The 18,187-nt window shown below is 34.0% G+C and carries 15 protein-coding genes; all 15 read right to left on the bottom strand.

What is annotated here, in order from left to right; all coding sequences use genetic code 11:
* Nucleotides 1–139: 139 nt before the first annotated feature.
* The 15 genes from ASJ80_RS09760 to ASJ80_RS09685 all read right to left on the bottom strand — a co-directional run bounded on the left by ASJ80_RS09760 (nt 140) and on the right by ASJ80_RS09685 (nt 18,068).
* Nucleotides 140–1,261, bottom strand: a complete 1,122-nt coding sequence (locus ASJ80_RS09760) for an AAA family ATPase (protein WP_069582713.1) — start codon at nt 1,259–1,261, stop codon at nt 140–142.
* Between the two features lie 221 nt (nt 1,262–1,482).
* Nucleotides 1,483–2,322, bottom strand: a complete 840-nt coding sequence (locus ASJ80_RS09755) for a TIM barrel protein (protein ID WP_069582712.1) — start codon at nt 2,320–2,322, stop codon at nt 1,483–1,485.
* Between the two features lie 153 nt (nt 2,323–2,475).
* Nucleotides 2,476–3,420 carry an SPL family radical SAM protein gene (locus ASJ80_RS09750; RefSeq protein WP_083240866.1) on the bottom strand — a complete coding sequence of 315 codons (945 nt, stop codon included), beginning with the start codon at nt 3,418–3,420 and terminating at the stop codon, nt 2,476–2,478.
* A 381-nt stretch (nt 3,421–3,801) separates the two neighbouring features.
* Nucleotides 3,802–4,929 carry a DUF362 domain-containing protein gene (locus tag ASJ80_RS09745; protein WP_069582711.1) on the bottom strand — a complete coding sequence of 376 codons (1,128 nt, stop codon included), beginning with the start codon at nt 4,927–4,929 and terminating at the stop codon, nt 3,802–3,804.
* A gap of 79 nt (nt 4,930–5,008) precedes the next feature.
* Nucleotides 5,009–6,643: a hypothetical protein gene (locus tag ASJ80_RS09740; protein WP_141705147.1), complete on the bottom strand. Its 1,635-nt coding sequence runs from the start codon at nt 6,641–6,643 to the stop codon at nt 5,009–5,011.
* 33 nt (nt 6,644–6,676) lie between these two features.
* Complete coding sequence (locus ASJ80_RS09735) at nt 6,677–7,600, bottom strand: lysylphosphatidylglycerol synthase transmembrane domain-containing protein (RefSeq protein ID WP_069582709.1); 924 nt, start codon at nt 7,598–7,600, stop codon at nt 6,677–6,679.
* A 67-nt stretch (nt 7,601–7,667) separates the two neighbouring features.
* On the bottom strand, nt 7,668–8,300 hold the full coding sequence (locus ASJ80_RS09730) for a PHP domain-containing protein (RefSeq protein WP_069582708.1): 633 nt from the start codon (nt 8,298–8,300) through the stop codon (nt 7,668–7,670).
* A 17-nt stretch (nt 8,301–8,317) separates the two neighbouring features.
* On the bottom strand, nt 8,318–10,024 hold the full coding sequence (locus tag ASJ80_RS09725; protein ID WP_069582707.1) for an ArnT family glycosyltransferase: 1,707 nt from the start codon (nt 10,022–10,024) through the stop codon (nt 8,318–8,320).
* 2 nt (nt 10,025–10,026) lie between these two features.
* A complete protein-coding gene (locus ASJ80_RS09720; RefSeq protein ID WP_069582706.1) occupies nt 10,027–10,905 on the bottom strand; it encodes a decaprenyl-phosphate phosphoribosyltransferase in 879 nt (292 codons plus the stop codon).
* Between the two features lie 289 nt (nt 10,906–11,194).
* Nucleotides 11,195–12,211: a phosphorylating glyceraldehyde-3-phosphate dehydrogenase gene (locus tag ASJ80_RS09715; RefSeq protein ID WP_069582705.1), complete on the bottom strand. Its 1,017-nt coding sequence runs from the start codon at nt 12,209–12,211 to the stop codon at nt 11,195–11,197.
* Entirely contained in the window at nt 12,208–12,744 is a 537-nt protein-coding gene (locus tag ASJ80_RS09710; RefSeq protein ID WP_069582704.1) for an SIS domain-containing protein, read from the bottom strand. The genes ASJ80_RS09715 and ASJ80_RS09710 overlap by 4 nt, the downstream gene beginning before the upstream one ends.
* A 929-nt stretch (nt 12,745–13,673) precedes the next feature.
* Nucleotides 13,674–14,609 carry a GTP 3',8-cyclase MoaA gene (moaA, locus tag ASJ80_RS09700; protein WP_069585260.1) on the bottom strand — a complete coding sequence of 312 codons (936 nt, stop codon included), beginning with the start codon at nt 14,607–14,609 and terminating at the stop codon, nt 13,674–13,676.
* Nucleotides 14,610–14,779: 170 nt separating this feature from the next.
* On the bottom strand, nt 14,780–15,832 hold the full coding sequence (locus ASJ80_RS09695) for a DNA topoisomerase IV subunit A (protein WP_048080564.1): 1,053 nt from the start codon (nt 15,830–15,832) through the stop codon (nt 14,780–14,782).
* The gene (gene top6B, locus ASJ80_RS09690) at nt 15,825–17,429 is read right to left on the bottom strand and encodes a DNA topoisomerase VI subunit B (protein ID WP_245837554.1); all 1,605 of its coding nucleotides are present in this window, start codon (nt 17,427–17,429) and stop codon (nt 15,825–15,827) included. Before top6B ends, ASJ80_RS09695 begins: the two co-directional genes overlap by 8 nt.
* 72 nt (nt 17,430–17,501) lie before the next feature.
* The gene (locus ASJ80_RS09685; protein WP_069585259.1) at nt 17,502–18,068 is read right to left on the bottom strand and encodes a KH domain-containing protein; all 567 of its coding nucleotides are present in this window, start codon (nt 18,066–18,068) and stop codon (nt 17,502–17,504) included.
* Nucleotides 18,069–18,187 lie beyond the last annotated feature (119 nt).

Genomic DNA, 18,187 nt, shown 5'->3' with positions numbered 1-18,187 from the left:
TGATATGATTATGTTTATCAATATTTGGATTTTCTAGTTGAATTTTAGGATGCCTGAGATAAAATATGAGAATATTTATTTAAAAATAAGGAAAATTAGAATGTTTATATGTTAAAAACATTCTTTAAATTTTATTTAATTAAGCGAACATGTGTTTTGGTTCGTTTTTCTCAGTTTTATATAAGTTCAAGGCATATTCTACATGATCCCATGTTACAAAATCAGTATCCTCAGAAATTGCTTTGTGAAGTGCCGTTTTTAATAACCTCTCTTTTATGTCCCTTCCAGACATGCCTTTACTGATATTTGCCAGCCTTTTAATGTCTACTTTCATTTCAACAGGCATGGTTTTTATATAGTTTTCAAGCATGCTCTGTCTCTGGTCTTTATCCGGGATCTCAAATTCTATTTCCTCTTCAAAACGGCTTCTTATTGCAAAGTCAAGCAGATGTGGATTGTTTGTTGCACCTATGGTCACTACGCCGTAATTCTGGTCTATTCCATCCATTTCGGTAAGTAATGCATTCACAACTTCTGAAACGTCTCCTCGAAGGGATTGGTATTTCCTATCAAGTCCAATGGCGTCCATTTCATCTATAAATATAACTGAAGGGGCTGATTGGGATGCAGCTTCAAATAGCTCGTGTATTTGCCTTGCACCATCTCCAACATGCTCTCCTATAAGCCTTGTAGCTTTTATAAGGAATAATGGAACTTTGAGTTCGTTGGAAAGGGATTTTGCAAGCATTGTTTTCCCTGTCCCAGGCTGTCCATAGAAAAGAACGTTTCGAGGAGCCCATTCTTTAAATTTCTCTGGCTCTTGTATATATTTCATTATTATCTTACATTTTGTTTTGGCACGTTCCTGGCCAATTACATCATCCATTTTAACGTTGGTTTCTATTTTTTTGATTTCCTCGTTTTCTTCATTTTCCATAAGGAATATTGAAGTATTTTCAGTTATTTTGGAATTATTTGGATGAGCTTTTATTATTTTAAATGCGTAATCAGGTAATAGTTTTTGATCAAAGAGAAAAGAGCCTTCGCAAACTTCATAACCTTCCCATTGTTCCCTTGCATAGAGTTCAAAAAGTTCTTTATTAACTATCTCTATCTTTGGGCTTTCAACCAGATTACATAGGAATGGATAGCCAACTGACTGCAGGACAACAACTTTGGCTTCTTTTTTAGGCCCGTTTTGACTTGTCGGCACTTTTTTCTCTACTATATATGAATCAGGCGCTACATTGTTAAATTTCACTAATACACCTTCCAGCGTTAAATATAATGTTAAAAATCAAGTTTCTTGTATATAAAAATTCGTAAGTTGGTTTAATTTTATACATCTTTATAGTATGGTATGTATGATTAGGAATAAAAACTTTAGCTTCAGATGGTATATAAACCTATGGGCATAAAAAAAATGAAAAATGGCTTTATTTTTGGTGCCGTGCAGAATTATTGGTTGACATTTGCTCTATTTTATCCCCTCAAAATACTGCTGTATTCTTTTTTCATTTCCAATGCATCAATATCCAGGTAAGGAGTTTCACATATTAAAGTGACATTAAATCCATTTTCTGAAATTAATTCAAGTAAGGGGGTAAGGGGAGGCCCAAAGTTTGAATCAGAGAGTATATGATGTTTTTTCTCACCGGCATCTGTGTATTCTATCTTTGTAAAATGACAGTGAAGTGATTTTAAGCCCAGTTCATTTTCTATTTTATCAAATATCTTTGCATAATCCTCTTTAGTTTTAATAATTCCTCCAGACCGTGCATGCATGTGTGCAAAGTCTACTGTTGGGGTAAAATTATCAAAAGACCTGCATATTTCTATCAGCTCCTCAAGTGATCCAAACTGCGACTTTTTGCCAGTAGTTTCTGGCGCAAATGTATAATTGTTAATTCCAAGCGCTTCCACTTTTTCTAAGAGTTCAGAAATAGCATCTTTACATTTTTTCATGGCCTCCTCTGGAGAATATTTTGTATAAAACCCCATGTGAAAAACTGTTCTGTATGAATTCATCCATTCTCCTGCTTTTGCAGACTGAACTAATCTTTCAACCGATTTTTTGATTGTATCCTCTTTTTGTGAGCATAAATTGATGTAGTAAGGTCCATGCATTGAAACCAAAATATCATTTTTGGCCGCATTTTCGCCAAGTTCAAGTGCAGACTGTTTTGAAATCTTAACTCCGTAAGTAGCTTGATACTCAAAAGCATCGAGCCCTACTTTTTTAATATAATCGCAAACTTGTGTAGTTTTACCTTTGTATCCCATTGGTCTCCCTGCAGGGCCGAATCTTATGTCTGGTTTCATTTAATCACTTCCATTGGTAGCATATGTAAATCTTATTTTGTAAATAACTAAATATTTTTGACTAAAATTTGTGGATGTATCTAAAAGAGGTAAATTTAATCAAATCTAAAAATTATAAGTTTAAAAAGTTAGGTTATTCACTAATTATTCTGTTTAAATTCTATTTTTAATCTCATATCTTTTACATATTTTGTCTGCCCTTTCAGCGAGGTCTTTTTGATATTTTGAAGTAGGATAAAAGTTGTTCCCAAATAGACGCTTTGTTTTTTCTAAAATTTCAGGGAAATTCCTTTCAATTATTTTATAATAAACTGTCTTACAATCATTAGATTCTTCTCCAAATAAGGTAAGTCCTGCAGTTAAAATTGAATCTGCCCCGTAGTTTTTAGCCATTACTATCATTTTCTCTATTTGCTTATCTGAATCAGACAAAAATGGCAGGACCGGTATGTAACATACTCCCACCTTAAAACCTTCGTCTTTAAACTTTTTCATGGTTTTAAGCCTTTCTTTAGGTGTTGGAGCATTAGGTTCAAATATTCTGGCCAGTTTTTCATCAGGGGTGGAGAAAGAAAAAGATATTATGGCCCCTCCTTTTAATTTAGGTTTTAAGTCAGCAGGTAAAATGGCATTTTCATTGATCTTCTTTAAAATATCAATATCTCTTAAAACAAGAGTGGATTTGGTTAAAATACTAACAGGGAATTTAAACCTGTTTATTATCTGGAGAATAGATCTTGTTAATTTCAATTCTTCTTCGATCTGTGGATAAGCTTCACTGGACGTTGCTAGGGCTATTAACCCATACTCTTTATTTTTTGCCCTTTTTTTAAGCTGTTTTACCAGGACATCTGGAGCATTTGCTTTGGCAGATGTTTTATGGGTGATATTTCCCCCGTAGTGGCTCCCGCGGATGTAACAGTAAAGGCAGTTAACTGAGCATCCATAGTACGGATTTAGGGTATAATCACTTAAAAACCATGAATCTCTCTTTTTATGTTTATTGAGGATAGATTTAACATTAATTTTATTTATTTTTGGTTGTCCTTCAATTTTTGTTCCAGTGTTTTCTGGCTTTTCGAAATCGTAAAGATCCATAATCATTATTGTCATTTTTTGACTAAAAAGATAACCTTTAAAACTTTAACATGTTTTAGACAAGTAAATATGCTCATATGGGCAGTATAACAACCAATGATTATTTAAGTGGATTACGTGTGAGCTTTTTGGAATTGATATGCATTGGGGATAAAACTTTAAATAATAGTAAATATGACTCAAAAATAGATTTTAAAGAACGCTCATGTTTATGATCCTGTGCGTGAGTTATACTTTATGTTAAATTGTAGTTTTAATTGATTATATTGGATTTATCTTAAAAAAATACGATTTACTTAACCAGACACACGAGTGAAGTGATAATATTTACACAACATTCTGGGCTTGAGCGTTAAAGAAATATATAAATTAACTGGGGTATTAATAGGGGTCCCAGTTTTTGATTTCTGTATACTCTGGAAAATCTCCGTATGGATATTTATCAAATAATTGTCCCCAGTTTGTTTTTTTGTATTCATTTATTTTCTTTTTTCCTGTTGTTGGGTACCAGAGTTTGTCATGGTAGAATTCAGACGCGAAAATAAACGTTTTAAATATTGGTGAGTTGAATAATAGATGGTGTAACCATTTAATGTTCATGGTGCTTTTTCTTATCCTTTGATCCCACTTTACAACTGGGCTCCTGCTTGTTTCAAATTTGAAGTTTAGATTTTTTAGATCTCCCTTATCCATTCCTACTATCTCAATTTGATCCACATCACCAGTTCCAAGGCCCATATCATGGGCTGTTTTGATGTAATCTATCTTTAGTGGGTCGAAACCCATGATTTTAGCTGCAAGGGCATCGATTGCAACCTGATCTTCACTGGCAAGGATGATATTTCCGCAGTAAGGTTCCATGGTTCTTGGGCCTGCACCATTTCCGCAAACTCCTCCATCCATTACTGAGAAGATTCCTTTATGGATTTCTTTTTGGATCGCCAGTAGATCAACAAGGACTTCATGTATCTTTTTATGGGCATGGTGCCTGTATTTAGGAATTAAACCGCCGAAAGCATTTTTCATAGCTCCGGTAGTTGTGGTGTGGCCGTGGGTTTTTACTGTTGGGAAATGAATCACATTAGAACCGTAGAACATTTTTGGGACTAACACTTCGCCGAATATGTCGTTCATTGCAAGCATTTCTGATTTAGGTTTATGGGTCTCCCACTCTACGTCTGTTAATGGTTGAAAATTTATTTCATTCTCCTTTAAGAGAGGTAACCATTTGTTGTAATATGCCCCTTTCCATGGATGAGTTACCACAGTCTGGTTCTCTACAGCCACAATATCTTTATACTCATCTTTTTTCAGTGCATTCAGAACTCCTTCTAGCTGCCATGGAGGAGTTGAACATGCAGGGTAGTAAAGTGTCCATGAAAGGTTGAGTTTTAAAACTGTTTTATCATGTTTTGATAATGATTTTTCATAATCTGTAAGATGCATTAATTTGTAATAATCATCAATTACTGTTTCTGGTGATGTTTTAAGTAAAGCGACTTTTGACATGTTATTCACTTCAGTTTTTATTGTCTATATCTTTTTCCCAATTGTATACTAATTTATAGTTTTAGGTTAAATTATATTTTTAGTCTTTATCCATATAATTCCCGCTTTGTTGAACGTCTGGAGGTAATTGGGAAGAAAATTCCTTTAAATTTTTAGTTAAATTTTCTGCATCTTTGGGATCAATTGCATAAAAAGAAACGGTGTCCATAAAACAGGTTATTCTATTGGTGATTTTCCACTGCCCTACTTTAATCCAATCAGAAGGTATTCCTCCTGTTAAATATTTTCTATATAAATCTTCATAGACTATAATTACTTTAACATGGTTTTGACGCGTAATATTATCAATATTTTTTATAGTGTAGTTTTCCTTTAAAATTTCTTTAGAAACGTTTAACCCACTTAATCCCAGTAGATCTACCGATTTGATATCTGTAACATAATTTACTGCACCTACATCATTTAAAGAAACTGCATCTCCTTTATAATACTTCTGTATAAACAGGCCCATCTGATACTGTTGATCGTAGATGTTATGGGTGGCTTTAGGGACCTCATTAAAGGAGCAATACCCTCTTCCTGCGAGGGAGACGAATAACACAAATATTATGATGATTAATGTTAAATTTTTAGAAATCAATTTTTTATCCCATTTTGGAACTGCAGGCAAGTATTCACTTATACCAATTGCAATTGTCAGAATCCCTAAAGCTATAAGATACGCTTCATAACGGTAGAACCAGCCTGTTCTTGCTGCAATCATGTGTAATGTAGCCGTGCCTATAAATAGGGTAAGTAGAATATTTGGAGAGTTCCATAAAATCTTCTTTTCCCTGAAACGGAAAACCAATAGTCCAACGGCTAAAATCAATGGAATAAATATAAATAAATTTTGAATATTTAAAAAATTATTCACGAGCAGGAATATGCCATTTAATGAGAAAGCCTGAGTTTTAGACTCCACAAAAATGGTTTTAGTTATAAGTGAATTGGGGAGGAAGAACCATCCATTCATGGTAGAATATATTCCGTATGCAAATACTGGGACCATACTTGCACCAAGTATTGATAAAGACTTCCAGAACTCTCTTTTAATAAAAAATATAGCTGCAATAATTAAAACCATAATTAAATCTTCATAGCGGACTGCAACAACCAGGGCTGCCAATATCAGAAGCATTATGTACTTTAAATTGTTTGCTTTATATTCACAAAGCATTTGGACTCCGATAAAAGCAAATGAAACAATAAGTAATATTTGCAGGACGTGTTCCATGCCTGTAAATGCTAACGCCGGAATTGGGGTAAAAAATATTAAAAACAGCAAAAAAATCAGGTTGTACGCTGGCTGCAGTTTATAATATCTAAATATGGAATAAGCTATAAAAATAAAAATTGTGGCGAATATGATATTTAATATGAAAGGAATAAATAAATTTACTCCAAACAAAAAATAGGCCAGAGATAACACTATTATCCATAGGGGTGACGATGAAGAAGATGTAAAACCATATTTATCTACGCCCCACACGCCATGTAAAATTAGATTTTTGGCCATTGCCATGTGAATATAAGGATCATCAAGTACGTATGTGAAAATTCCTTGATTTATAGTGATGGATTCTCTAAATAATATGAGTATAGTTATCCATAGCACAGCAACAGCGATTATAAATAGTAAATACTTTGATATGCTGGAGAACTTAAGTTTCATAATAATTTTTATTCATAATTTAACTATTTATATTTATTTTCCCATGATCCTCTTTTTAAAGATGAAATGTACTGAAAACCCTAAAACTGCTCCAAACCAGAAGGTTCCAAACCGTATTATCATGGCTGCACCTACAGAATCTACTGATGTCAATCCAAAATACTGTAGCATCCCTGAAAGTGTGGCTTCTGCAACTCCAAGGCCTCCTGGAATCATGCTGATTGCACCAACTAATGATGCAAAACTAAATACAAATGTGGATAAGATCACGTTAAGAGATTGCCCAAATCCTATAATTACGAAGTAAAGTGCAAGGCACTCAAAAAACCATGCAAAAGCACTTAAAAATGATAATCCAACCATATTTTTGGGGCTCATCAGCTTTAAAAATGTAGTATGCATGGTTTTAATGTCTTTAGAATATTTTCCTGCTCTTTTTTCGAGTATAGAAATTATTTTACCTGAAATCTTTTCGGATTTTAAAGCTATGAAGAATCCTACAAACATTAAAAGTAAAACTATTAAAATATAGATTCCATTTTTATAATAAAAAATTCCAAGCAATGAAAGTATAACTAATCCAATTACATCTGTGACTCTATCAGTAATCACAACTGGAACGGTTTTACTTAGTTTTTCGCCGTTTATGTCCCTTATTAACCATCCTTTCCATATTTCTCCTACTTTGGCAGGAGTTATGATCATTCCCATCCCGCTGAAGAATACAAATAAATTATCTTTAAGTTTTAAGCGGACGCCTGCACTTTTTAAAAAAAGACTCCACTTTAAAAAACGGACAAGATACGCTATCAAGACTAAGATGAGCATTAATGGAATAAATATCCAGTTAAATTTTTCAATTGCAGTTAACAGGCTTCCAAAATCTGCGTATATACCCATTATAAGGTAAACAACAACTGCAAATAGGATAACCAGCCAAACTTTGTTATTTTCCATACTTCAGCACCTGATTGTTGTTAGAAACACACTGTAATTATTTCGTTGTAATGTTTTCTAAATGTTATTAGAAATGTTTTTTCCATGTCTTTAACATCTTTGTAAAAACATGATTCAAATTGGTCGATGTTTTACCAAATACATGTAAATTATTTTTTAAGATAGCTTCATAAATGTCATCTGTTTCTACTATTATACCTGCATGCCCAATTTCATTTGCAAAATGAGCATCACTCCCCCCAGTTGCCCCTAATTTATATTTTTCTGCAAATTTACTGGCATTATCATTATATTTCTTTTTAACACAGCGTGAATTGAATATTTCAATGTTATCAATATATTTAACGTCCTCTTTGGCAGGAAATGAAGCATATCTCCATTCGTCAAAGGGGTGAGGAAGGACTACTATGCCATTTTGAGCTTTAATTTCACTTATAACATCATAAAAATCCTTAGATTTTATTTCTTCAGATAAAAATAACCCAATCACTTCTCCTTTAGTTGTCATAACCTCTGAACCGATTATAACTTTAAAATCATCTGTTTCGTATTTCTTTGCTTCTAATCCTCCTTTTATGGTATTATGATCCGTAACTGCAATACCATCTAGGCCTTTTTTAATGGCAACTTTAATGATCTTTTTGGGATCAAGAATTCCATCTGAAGAATATTTTGAATGAGAGTGAAGATCGTATTTCATTTTAGGCTCCTAATTGTTTAATATTGCTCTGGTCCGTTAAATACCAGTTCATTATTCTTTATTTGAGTCCCATTAATGTCAGAATAATACAATTTTAGGCCATCTGCTAAATTTATAGTTTTTACAGGGATTTGTGATGTTATCTGGGGGAAATATGTGGATTGGTTACTGATTACCCATATTATTTTTTGTGTGGAACTATTAACTGGAATTTTAAATATATTGGATGCTAACCATGTGTTTGTGTGATTTTTAGCATACCATTCTGAAGTTATAAAATGATCTGCCTCAATTAAGTAGTAAACTTGATAATCTGGCAGGTAATACATTGCTTTTCTCCAATTAAACCCTTCATTCTCACGGGTAATTTCTCCTATAACTATTATTGTATTGCTGGAATTAGAACCAGGTACATGGGATATGGCATTGAGATAAGTTTGAGTACTCTGGTCGTCAGCGTTAATTTTTTCATGAGTAGACATAAATCCCATATCTAATACCCATAAAACTTGATCCTGTATGGATAAACTACCTAAATCACTTATTGGAGTTTCCCACAGTTTTTCTTCATTTATATTGTATGGGACTGTAAAATATGCGATATTAAACAGTATGATTAAGGAGAGTACTATTGTAAGACATTTTTTGGGACTGTATTTCTTAAACCTTGAACTTAAACTGTAAGACAGTTCTTTAACAAAATATGCTAACACAATGGCCAATACGGGGATAAAAACCAGCATGTATCCCGGTTTAGCTATATGTATAAGTAGATACATAATGGAAGTAGGTAAAAACCATAGTATAAGGAATATAACTCTGTAATCCTTTATATTTTCGCGGAATACGTGCTTTGGTCCTTTTCCAACATATTTGGTGAACAGTACCATTATAATAATCCCTGAATAGGTTAAAGCGAGCCCTAACCATGTAACATAGGAACCAACTGCTGTGAGTTTATTAATAATAGTTGATCCAAAGAGTATGGAAGATCGAGGGAACGCTATTTTATATAATGTGCTTGAAGCCTGGGAGTACTGTTCAATACTTCCTGAAAATATCATCGTTGGAATAACCCATACTAGAACAGAGGGAATTAGCACTATAATTGCTTTTAATAATCTGTTTGGATCTCTTTTGTGGTAAAATGCACAAAAGAACCATAATGGAAACATATAAATGATTAAATCTTGCCTGAAACCTCCTGCCAGACCCAAAGCAATGATGGAAGGATAGAAAAATTTTTCTTTTCCTCTAAACACTTGATATGATAAGTAAGCAACAATAGTGGCAAGAAAAGCCTGAGTTGGATAAATTGTAGATATTTCTCCATAGTACCAGAATAATGGATTAAATACGAGCAGCAATGCTGCTATAATTGCAAACTGTCTTGAAAACATTTGTTTAGCGAGGAAATAAATTAATATGACTGTAATAATACTAAACATAATACTAATAAATATCATTGTAGTGTTTGGGTCATTGAATATGGTATTTATCACTCTTCCAAGACCTATATAAAATATATAACCTGGAGGGTGGGGTTGATGATGTATAATATCAAAATTCTCAAATCCAAGTGCATAATTTACAGAATCCCATTCGTATAAGTATTTGCTTACAAAAGGAATTCTTGTTATCACTATTAAAAGGGTTAAAATCGCTGAAATGATGATATCAATTTTTTTGGAACTGTAGTGATTTAAATGAAATTTATCCAACATGATTAAAATACTCCTAAAAATCGGGATATTGAACTTCCATAAAGTATGGCTATAACTAAAACTGCCCATAATACCATGCTGAGCAACATTCCTTTGTCTTTAAACAGCATTTCTGGCTCCCCGCCAAAATTTTCAGCATGGACCATGTATATATATCTAAAAAGTCCGTAAAATGCAAATGGAATGGTAATCATTATGTATATTTTGCCTGTATTGAAAGTATAAATGGAATAAGACATAATTAAAGCACTGGTAGTTATATTCATCATCTGATCAAGCATTTCAGTTGAGTATCCATCTAAGATTTTACGATGATTTCCAGCATTCTTTCCGAGTACAACTAGTTCATGTCTTCGTTTTCCAATTGCTAAAAATAACGCAAGAAGGAATGCGCAAATTATAAGCCATGGCGATACAATTACTCCTACTGCTGCACATCCTGCAATGGCCCTTATAACAAAACCCACAGAAATTACCATCATATCTACTATGGCCAGCTGTTTCAGGAACAGGGAATAAATTAATATTAACAGGAAAAAGGTTACTGCTGAAGCTAAAAACCAGATATTAATTAAATATGAAACTCCAAAAGCTATGATAAGTAAAATCACTGCAGATAACCATGCGTGTCGTGTTTTTAATTTGCCTGATGCAATTGGCCTATTACGCTTTTTGGGATGATTCTTATCTTTGTCAACATCAATGATATCATTTATTAGGTATAAGCACCCTGAAATCACACAAAAAACTGCAAATGCAGCAATTACATCAATCCAAAGGTTTAAATTTAAAAGCTTTAGAGAAAAAACAATTCCAATGAATATAACTAAATTTTTATACCACTGTTTCGGACGCATTGAGATTATGAGTTCTTTTATCATTATATCACTGTAAGTCTAGAATATCCTTTTTAAGATTTATCAAATAATTTAGCAACTAATTTATTATAAATATAGTTAATTTATTCTAATAGTATGCCTATTCAAAAAGAAAGCAATAGTTACAGGATTACTATGGCATGTTTTCATAATTAAATGTTTATAAAAACCCCGCTAAAATCAAAGATTTTTGCGAACTGTGAATTGTAGATGCATCTGCTGCAAACACAAAACTTGAAAAATCAATGATTTTTGGGCACAAAATAAAAATGTAAGGGAATTATTTTTTATATTAAAGAATTCCCATGGCTTTATTAGTCTTTTCGATTGATTTAGAAGGATTATCTTCCATCTCAAGCATGGCCCTTATTGCATCCACGTTTTCAGGAACTACATCTGATTCCTGGTGAATTGCCTGCATGTAATAGAGTTCTCCATCAACGATATTTAAAGACTCTTCCCAGACGCCTATTTCAAATAAATCGTTCCTTGAACGCCCTAATTCTTTTGCATATTCCATAAATTCAGCAGTTGAACCAAGTCCTTCTTTAGCTTTAAGAAGTAATACTCTTGGGGTTTCATTAAGTTTGTCTTTTATGTCATCAATGCTAACTGATGATTCGAGCTCAACCATTAGATTGTGCTGGTGCATTAATGTTGTAGGTACGAGTAATGCCATTGTAGTTATATTAAGGTCGTACATTACAGTCTGGACATCTGGGCCGTGGTGTGATGGCACTGTTGGCGGGTTTGGAACTATAGCGTTGATCGGTCCCTTTTTAACCTGTGATGGGTCAGCTCCTCTTCTCACCATAACTGCCCTTACTTTTTTAATTCCGCATAAATCGTTTATTGGATTTAAGGTTCTACAAAGTCCTGTGGTGTTACAGGATACAACTCTTGCATAATCTTTACCTATTACGTCTTTATAATTTGAAAATGAGTTAAATGAAAGTCCTATCTGGTCGTGTTTTTCTCCGCCCTGGAATGTTGCTTTTAAACCCATTTTTTCGTATGTTCCTTCTTTATTTTTAGCTCCAATTCCTTCAGGAGTACAATCAACAACTATATCCAGTTTCTCGAATAGTTCCTCTGCAGTTCCAGTTACTTTTATTCCTGCCTCTTCAAAGGAGTTTTCTCTTTCAGGAGCACTTATATATAGATCATAACCTTTTTCCACAGCCATTCTGGCTTCAAAATCAGGGCTTCGCTTGGTAACTCCCACAATTTTCATATCGTCCTGGGCAGAAACAGCATCTGCTACTCTTTTACCTATTGTTCCATATCCATTTATACCAACAGATTTCATAAATTGACCTCCTTGTTTGCAAGTTCTGCAATGATGCCTTCAAGATATATCCTTGCTGATATCTCAAATAGGGCACTGAAAGGTGTTAATGGCTCATATTCACCTGATACTCTTCTTTCTATATAATTTTTAGTTTTTGCTTTTATTCTACCGGGTATTTCAATTACAACATCGGATATCTGGGCAAGCGGGGAATCAGTAAAAGAAGTTATGGATATAATTTTTGCACCAATATCTGCTGCTTTTTTTGTAATGCTTAAAGTTGGTTCCGTTTCCCCAGATCCTGAAATAGCTATGAGAATGTTCCCTTCATTGATTTCAGGAACTATAGTTTCACTAATAACAAAAACATTCCGGCGGATTTCACTAAGCCTTGAAGCAAAAGCCTTTCCTACAAGCTCTGATTCTCCAAAACCACATATAAATACTTTAGACGCCTCACGCAAATATTTTTCCACGAGTATTTTAGCATCATCATCGATATCCATGGATTTTACATGTGACGTTATCTCTTCAATTACGAGCCTCAACATAAAAACACCAGTTTCACATGTTCTAGTATATTTTTTGGCATTATAAATATTTATGATTTCATATTTGTTTTATTTGTGAGGTAAGATAAATAAAATTAGCTTAGTTTTCAAATATTTTATTTAAACAGGATATTAATCCGGATAATCTCAAAAGGGGGGAATGATCTATAAATTGATTTAAATGTAATATTTTTTTTAACGCTCATGTTCACAAAATCCCTCAAAATCCTCAAAAATCTAGATTTTTGGGCCCTCGAAATTCATAGAATTTCGGGGCATGTAAAAACATTCGGTTTTTACGGTTGTGAAGCTTGCTTCACAAACACCGAAAATTTATATAAAAATTTTCGAGTGTTCAGAAAATCTCAAGGAGATTTTCTTCAACCTCAAAAAATTCATAGAATTTTTTGGGACATTCAAACGCAAAGCGTTTGATGCCTGCAAAATTTTTAATTTTGCGGCCGAGGAAACAGAGTTTCCTCCGGCATCGGAAATCTATGATTTCCGAAAGGTTAAGAAATGTTTACAAAATCTCCGATTTTGTAACCGCAAAAAACTATTGAAATCTCTGATTTCAATGCATCGAAAATTCACAGAATTTTCGAATGCTTCATTTTTTGCATGCTTGCATTTCCTAAAATTCGAAGAATTTTGGGGCATGCAAAACTTTGTTTTGCGGTTGCGAAGCGAAGCTTCGCAAACATCAAAAACCTACGGTTTTTGAAAGCTTCGTTTTTGTGAACATGAGCGTAATTTAAATAGTAATATTTGCAAAATACTCCAGACATGGTGTTTTAAAATTAATTTTAAGTATAGAATCAATGAGAAGTAGTGTATTTGTGTGTTATTTATTTAAACAGAAGTTGATTAATTGTTTAAATAAGTAATAAAATTAGGTTATTTACTTTTTGGAGATGAACTTACTTAAATTAGTTACCCGAACATTCTTTAAAGAAGGGTTCTCGATTTTGTACTGCATCTAAAAATATTTTTTTAAGCTCTTCATCAGAATATCCCTGTCTCATTGGTTCTATTAGATCAACTAAATTATCGTTTCGAAGTAAACATGGTTTAATTTTACCGTCAGGTGTTATCCTAATTCTGGTACAATTTTTGCAGAATTCGGTGTTGTCCATTGGTTTTACAACTTCGATTTCACCGTCTTCAATGAAATATTTTTTTCTGTCCTGCATAAACTGCCTTGTTTTAACTTCATCTGCTTTTTGAGTAAGTTCTTCCTCTAGCTCATCCATTTTAAAATGATATTCACTGAAAAATTTAGAACTAGATTGATTGTCTGCTTTTAAAAGTTCTATAAGCTGAAGTATTGCATTATTTTCTTTACAAAAATGGAACATGTCCCAGATTTCATGGTCATTTATCCCTTTCATAACCACCATGTTTACTTTGACGGGATATAGTCCAGCTTCTGAAGCTTTTTTAATTCCATCTTTGGCTTTTTCAATGTAATCTTTTTTAGTTATAAACTTATAAGTCTCAGGATTAAGCGTATCAAAACTTACATTCACACGGTTAAGGCCAGCAGCTTCCAACTCGCGGGCATATTTTCCAAGGAGAGTTCCATTGGTTGTTATGGCGGTATCTTTAAATCCAACGGCTGCTATTTTTTCAACAATTTCAACAATATCGTTTCTTATTAACGGTTCTCCACCTGAAAGCCTGATTTTTCGAACCCCAGTATCTGCTGCTATTTTTGAAACTCTGTAGATCTCATCAGGAGTCATTTCATAGCTCTGTGGGAGTATACCATCATGATGGCAGTAAAAGCATCTAACGTTGCATCGGTTGGTTATTGAAATTCTAAGTGAAAATACAGGTCTTTCAAATTTATCGATTGCAGGCATATTTATCAACAGTTGAATTTTTTATAAGTAGAATTAAAATAATTGAGTTGAAATCTTATTTATTATTTTTGGTTAATTTACTATTCTACTCTATGAAGTAATTTATTTAAAAAGTAAAAAAAATAGGAAACTTCTTAGTTTCCTTACCCTAGAAGAAATCTTCTAAAACTTTACATTGAGTCCAATTTTTCTGGGAAATATGTATCTACGACATATTCGAGACCATATTTTGAAAAAGACTGCTGTTCTGCTTTTTTCCCGATTTTAAGCATCTTTTTAATTTCATTCTGCCAGAATTCATTTTTATATCTTGGATCTTTGGCAAGTTCTTTAAGCCTTAAAACATCTATATCTTTTAATGGGTCAGTTGGAAGGTCGTAATTTATTATATCGCTTGCTGTTACACCCATAAATTTAGCATCAGGTGTTGCAAGGTCGTGGTTAACGTGTGCAAGCTTTGCACTTCCAGAAATTATAACCATGGCGATGTGAAATCCCCATGGGTCTCCGTCGTTACAGATATAAACTGGTAAATGCAGCTCTTCATTAACTCTTTTAAGGAATCTTCTTGTTGCTCTAGCTGCTTGACCTTTTAATCCCACGATTAAAGTGTCGAATTTTTTGTAAGCTTTTTCCTGAACCATCCTGTGGAACATCCCCATGGTTTCCACTGCGATTACCCGCTGGACATCATGATCTACAAATTCAACATCGTCAATGGTTGGAGATATGGAGTATCCGGATTTCCCTGATTTAGCGGCGTTGATTTCAACATCATCATCTTTTATAGTGATGTTACCATAAACAGATGCTCCGTCTTCTTCTGGCATCAATCCAAGGTCTTCACGAGCTATTCCCAATGTAACTTCTAAATCTTCACCTATAAGGTTAGATTCGTCCTGACTTCCAAAATCAACATCCCAACCTTCTGAAACGTAATACATTTCCCTTATGGTAGCTGTTTTTTGGGTTTCCACCAGACCTTTACAGAAGTTGGCCATGCTGACCATTTGAGCAACTTTTTTGATCTGTTTCACGTTTCCGAGGGATCGCTGCCCATATCGGTCACCAAGGACATAATAACGTTTATCCTGATCGTAAACTATGTTGGATGTACCTCTTGAAGGAACCTTTACTGCAGGAACCGTGTTTTTCTCAACGTCGTCTATTATTGTATTTCCTAAGCCTTTTAATTTAGCCAGGGTAAAATCTCGTCTATTCATCATCAGTGGCACCGCCTAAAATTCCTGCATTTCTTGTGACTTTTTTCATAACTTCTATATATTCTGGAACATCCCTTTCTGCAAGGATTGCAGCTTCTTTGAGTACAACGGGTACCAACGTTTCAAATACCTTGGCACGCATTGCTTCTTCTTTAGCAGCTCTTTTCGCATTCAGATACTTTTGTAAGCTCCTTGCAATTTTCATTGTAGCCTGCCTTACTTCCTGCATTATCTCAGCTTCAGGAGCAACACTCTGCTTTCCTGTAGACATGTAAGGCACGTGGGTTGACACAATATTTACAAATACTGTTATTGGGGCATTTTCAAGGTCTCTTATACCGTAACGCTTCCAATCTATGCTTTTTAAAGCTTCAGTTATACCACAGCTTCCCTGATCGAATGTAAGTGGAACTCTGTTTGCAAAACGCATGATTTCTGCCTTTTTCTGCTCACCCACAACTCTTCCTGATTTTCCACCGTAGGCAAGTCCTGCTTCTATAACGAAGGATACACCACCTTTATATGTTTTAGGTTTCCTGGTTATAGTTTTTACATATTCTGGCTCTAATATTTCTATCATACCTTTTTCAACTTGTTCTTGACCTATTGGGATTAATCCTGCTGTTGGGGGAGCCATGAAGTCCATTGACTGGAACAGTTCAACGATTTTTTCTGCTTCTTCCCATTTCATGTCTTTAGGGCGCTTGTTGAAATCAATTCCAGTTATTTCTTCAAGTTCGTCTACCCTTTTATTGGACATTCTTGAAAGGGAACTTGTAAGCATGCTCCTGAACCGTCTTTTATCGGTATGCTTTGCCATGAAGATTAAATCATCAGCTGTTACTCCTTTTGGGTGCGGGAGTACTTCTTTTGGCATTGGCGGTATTTCATCAGTTGCCCTATCAAAGATGTACCTGCTGCCTGTAGGATCTTTAAACACGATTTTAGCGTGCGGGTTTGCAATCATGGTTCTTCTTATATATTCAAATGCTCCCTGTTCACTTAGAGAATAGGAAACATCTTTAAAGTGAAGTTCCATGCTCACACCAGTTGAATCTAATTCAATTTCTTTCCTGTCTAATATAAGCCCCTGGTTTGTTTTGACGTCCATTTTGACCGTCATTTCCACTCCTTTGATCTTGTTTCCCTCTTTGTATCCTGATCTTATTTTAACAGGTTGTCCTGTGGTCATTTGTGATAGTAAAACACACCCACTACAACCTAACCCTTGCTGCCCTCTTGATTGGATATTTCTAAATTTAGAACCGGCAAACATGGTACAGAATACCTTGGTGATGAAAGGTTCGGGGATACCGGGCCCGTTATCCTGATGACGTAAAATGTAATGATCTTTATCTATCCTTTTAAGATCTATTACCATTTCTGGCAAAATTCCTGCTTCTTCAGCAGCATCAATACTGTTTGTGATCAGTTCGTGGAAAACTATTGTTAGTGATCGTATTTTACCAGAAAAACCGAGCATTTGTTTATTTCTTCTGAAAAATTCTGATGGAGTAAGCTCTTTGAATTCTTCAAAGATTTCTGATGCTTCTCTTTCTGCAGATATTTCTTTTTGCAAAGACGCGTTTGTTTCCAAATTTAGCCTCCTTAATTAGTGTTTTTTAGGTTTTTTATTTTTTGTTTGAATCGTAAAAATTGAGTGATGAGTTTATTCTTTGAGTACGATATTCTCAAATTCTTTTCTTTTAAGTTCTTGTTTCTTCTTTTCTAAAAATGAGTAAACACTTTTATGTCTTACACCATTTAAAATCATTTCAATTGCTTCTTTTGCAATTTGTATTCTTTCCATGTCTCCAATTAGGGACACTGTTTTACCGTATACAGAAATATCTACATCGGTCATATCTTTAATTATTTCTTTTGTTCTTCCTTCTCTACCGATTATTCTTCCTTTCTGTCTGAGTATTGCTTTTTTTGATTTTCCAACGAAATCCTGCAAATTGATTATATCTAGAATAAATTCATCATCAAGTAATTTAAAAGCTGTTTCAGGGCTAAAACCTCTGCCTATAGCTTTAATAATATATCTGGTCTTCCAAACAGATAACGGATCTTCCATTTCATCTGTTGGGGTAATGGTGATACTCCCAGTTTCACTTTCAATATCCAGTTCTGTTTTAGTCATGTTTTCAATATGTTCTTTTGTAGTACCGTCTTTTCCAATTAGGACCCCTACTCTTTCTTTTGGGATCTTAAGATATTCAGTGTTGGGCATGCTATTCACCTCTATGAATTTTTGAATGTAAAACCCTGTTTTGCAGTTGCAAAACATAGTATATAAATCTCCGATTTGTGCAAAATCCATAATTTTACTGTTCGGAAACTTTCAGTTTT

Source organism: Methanobacterium bryantii, assembly GCF_002287175.1.
In the GTDB taxonomy this organism is placed as follows: Archaea; Methanobacteriota; Methanobacteria; order Methanobacteriales; family Methanobacteriaceae; genus Methanobacterium_D; species Methanobacterium_D bryantii.
Note: the sequence above shows the minus strand (reverse complement) of the source record. Positions and strands in the feature narration are given on the sequence as shown.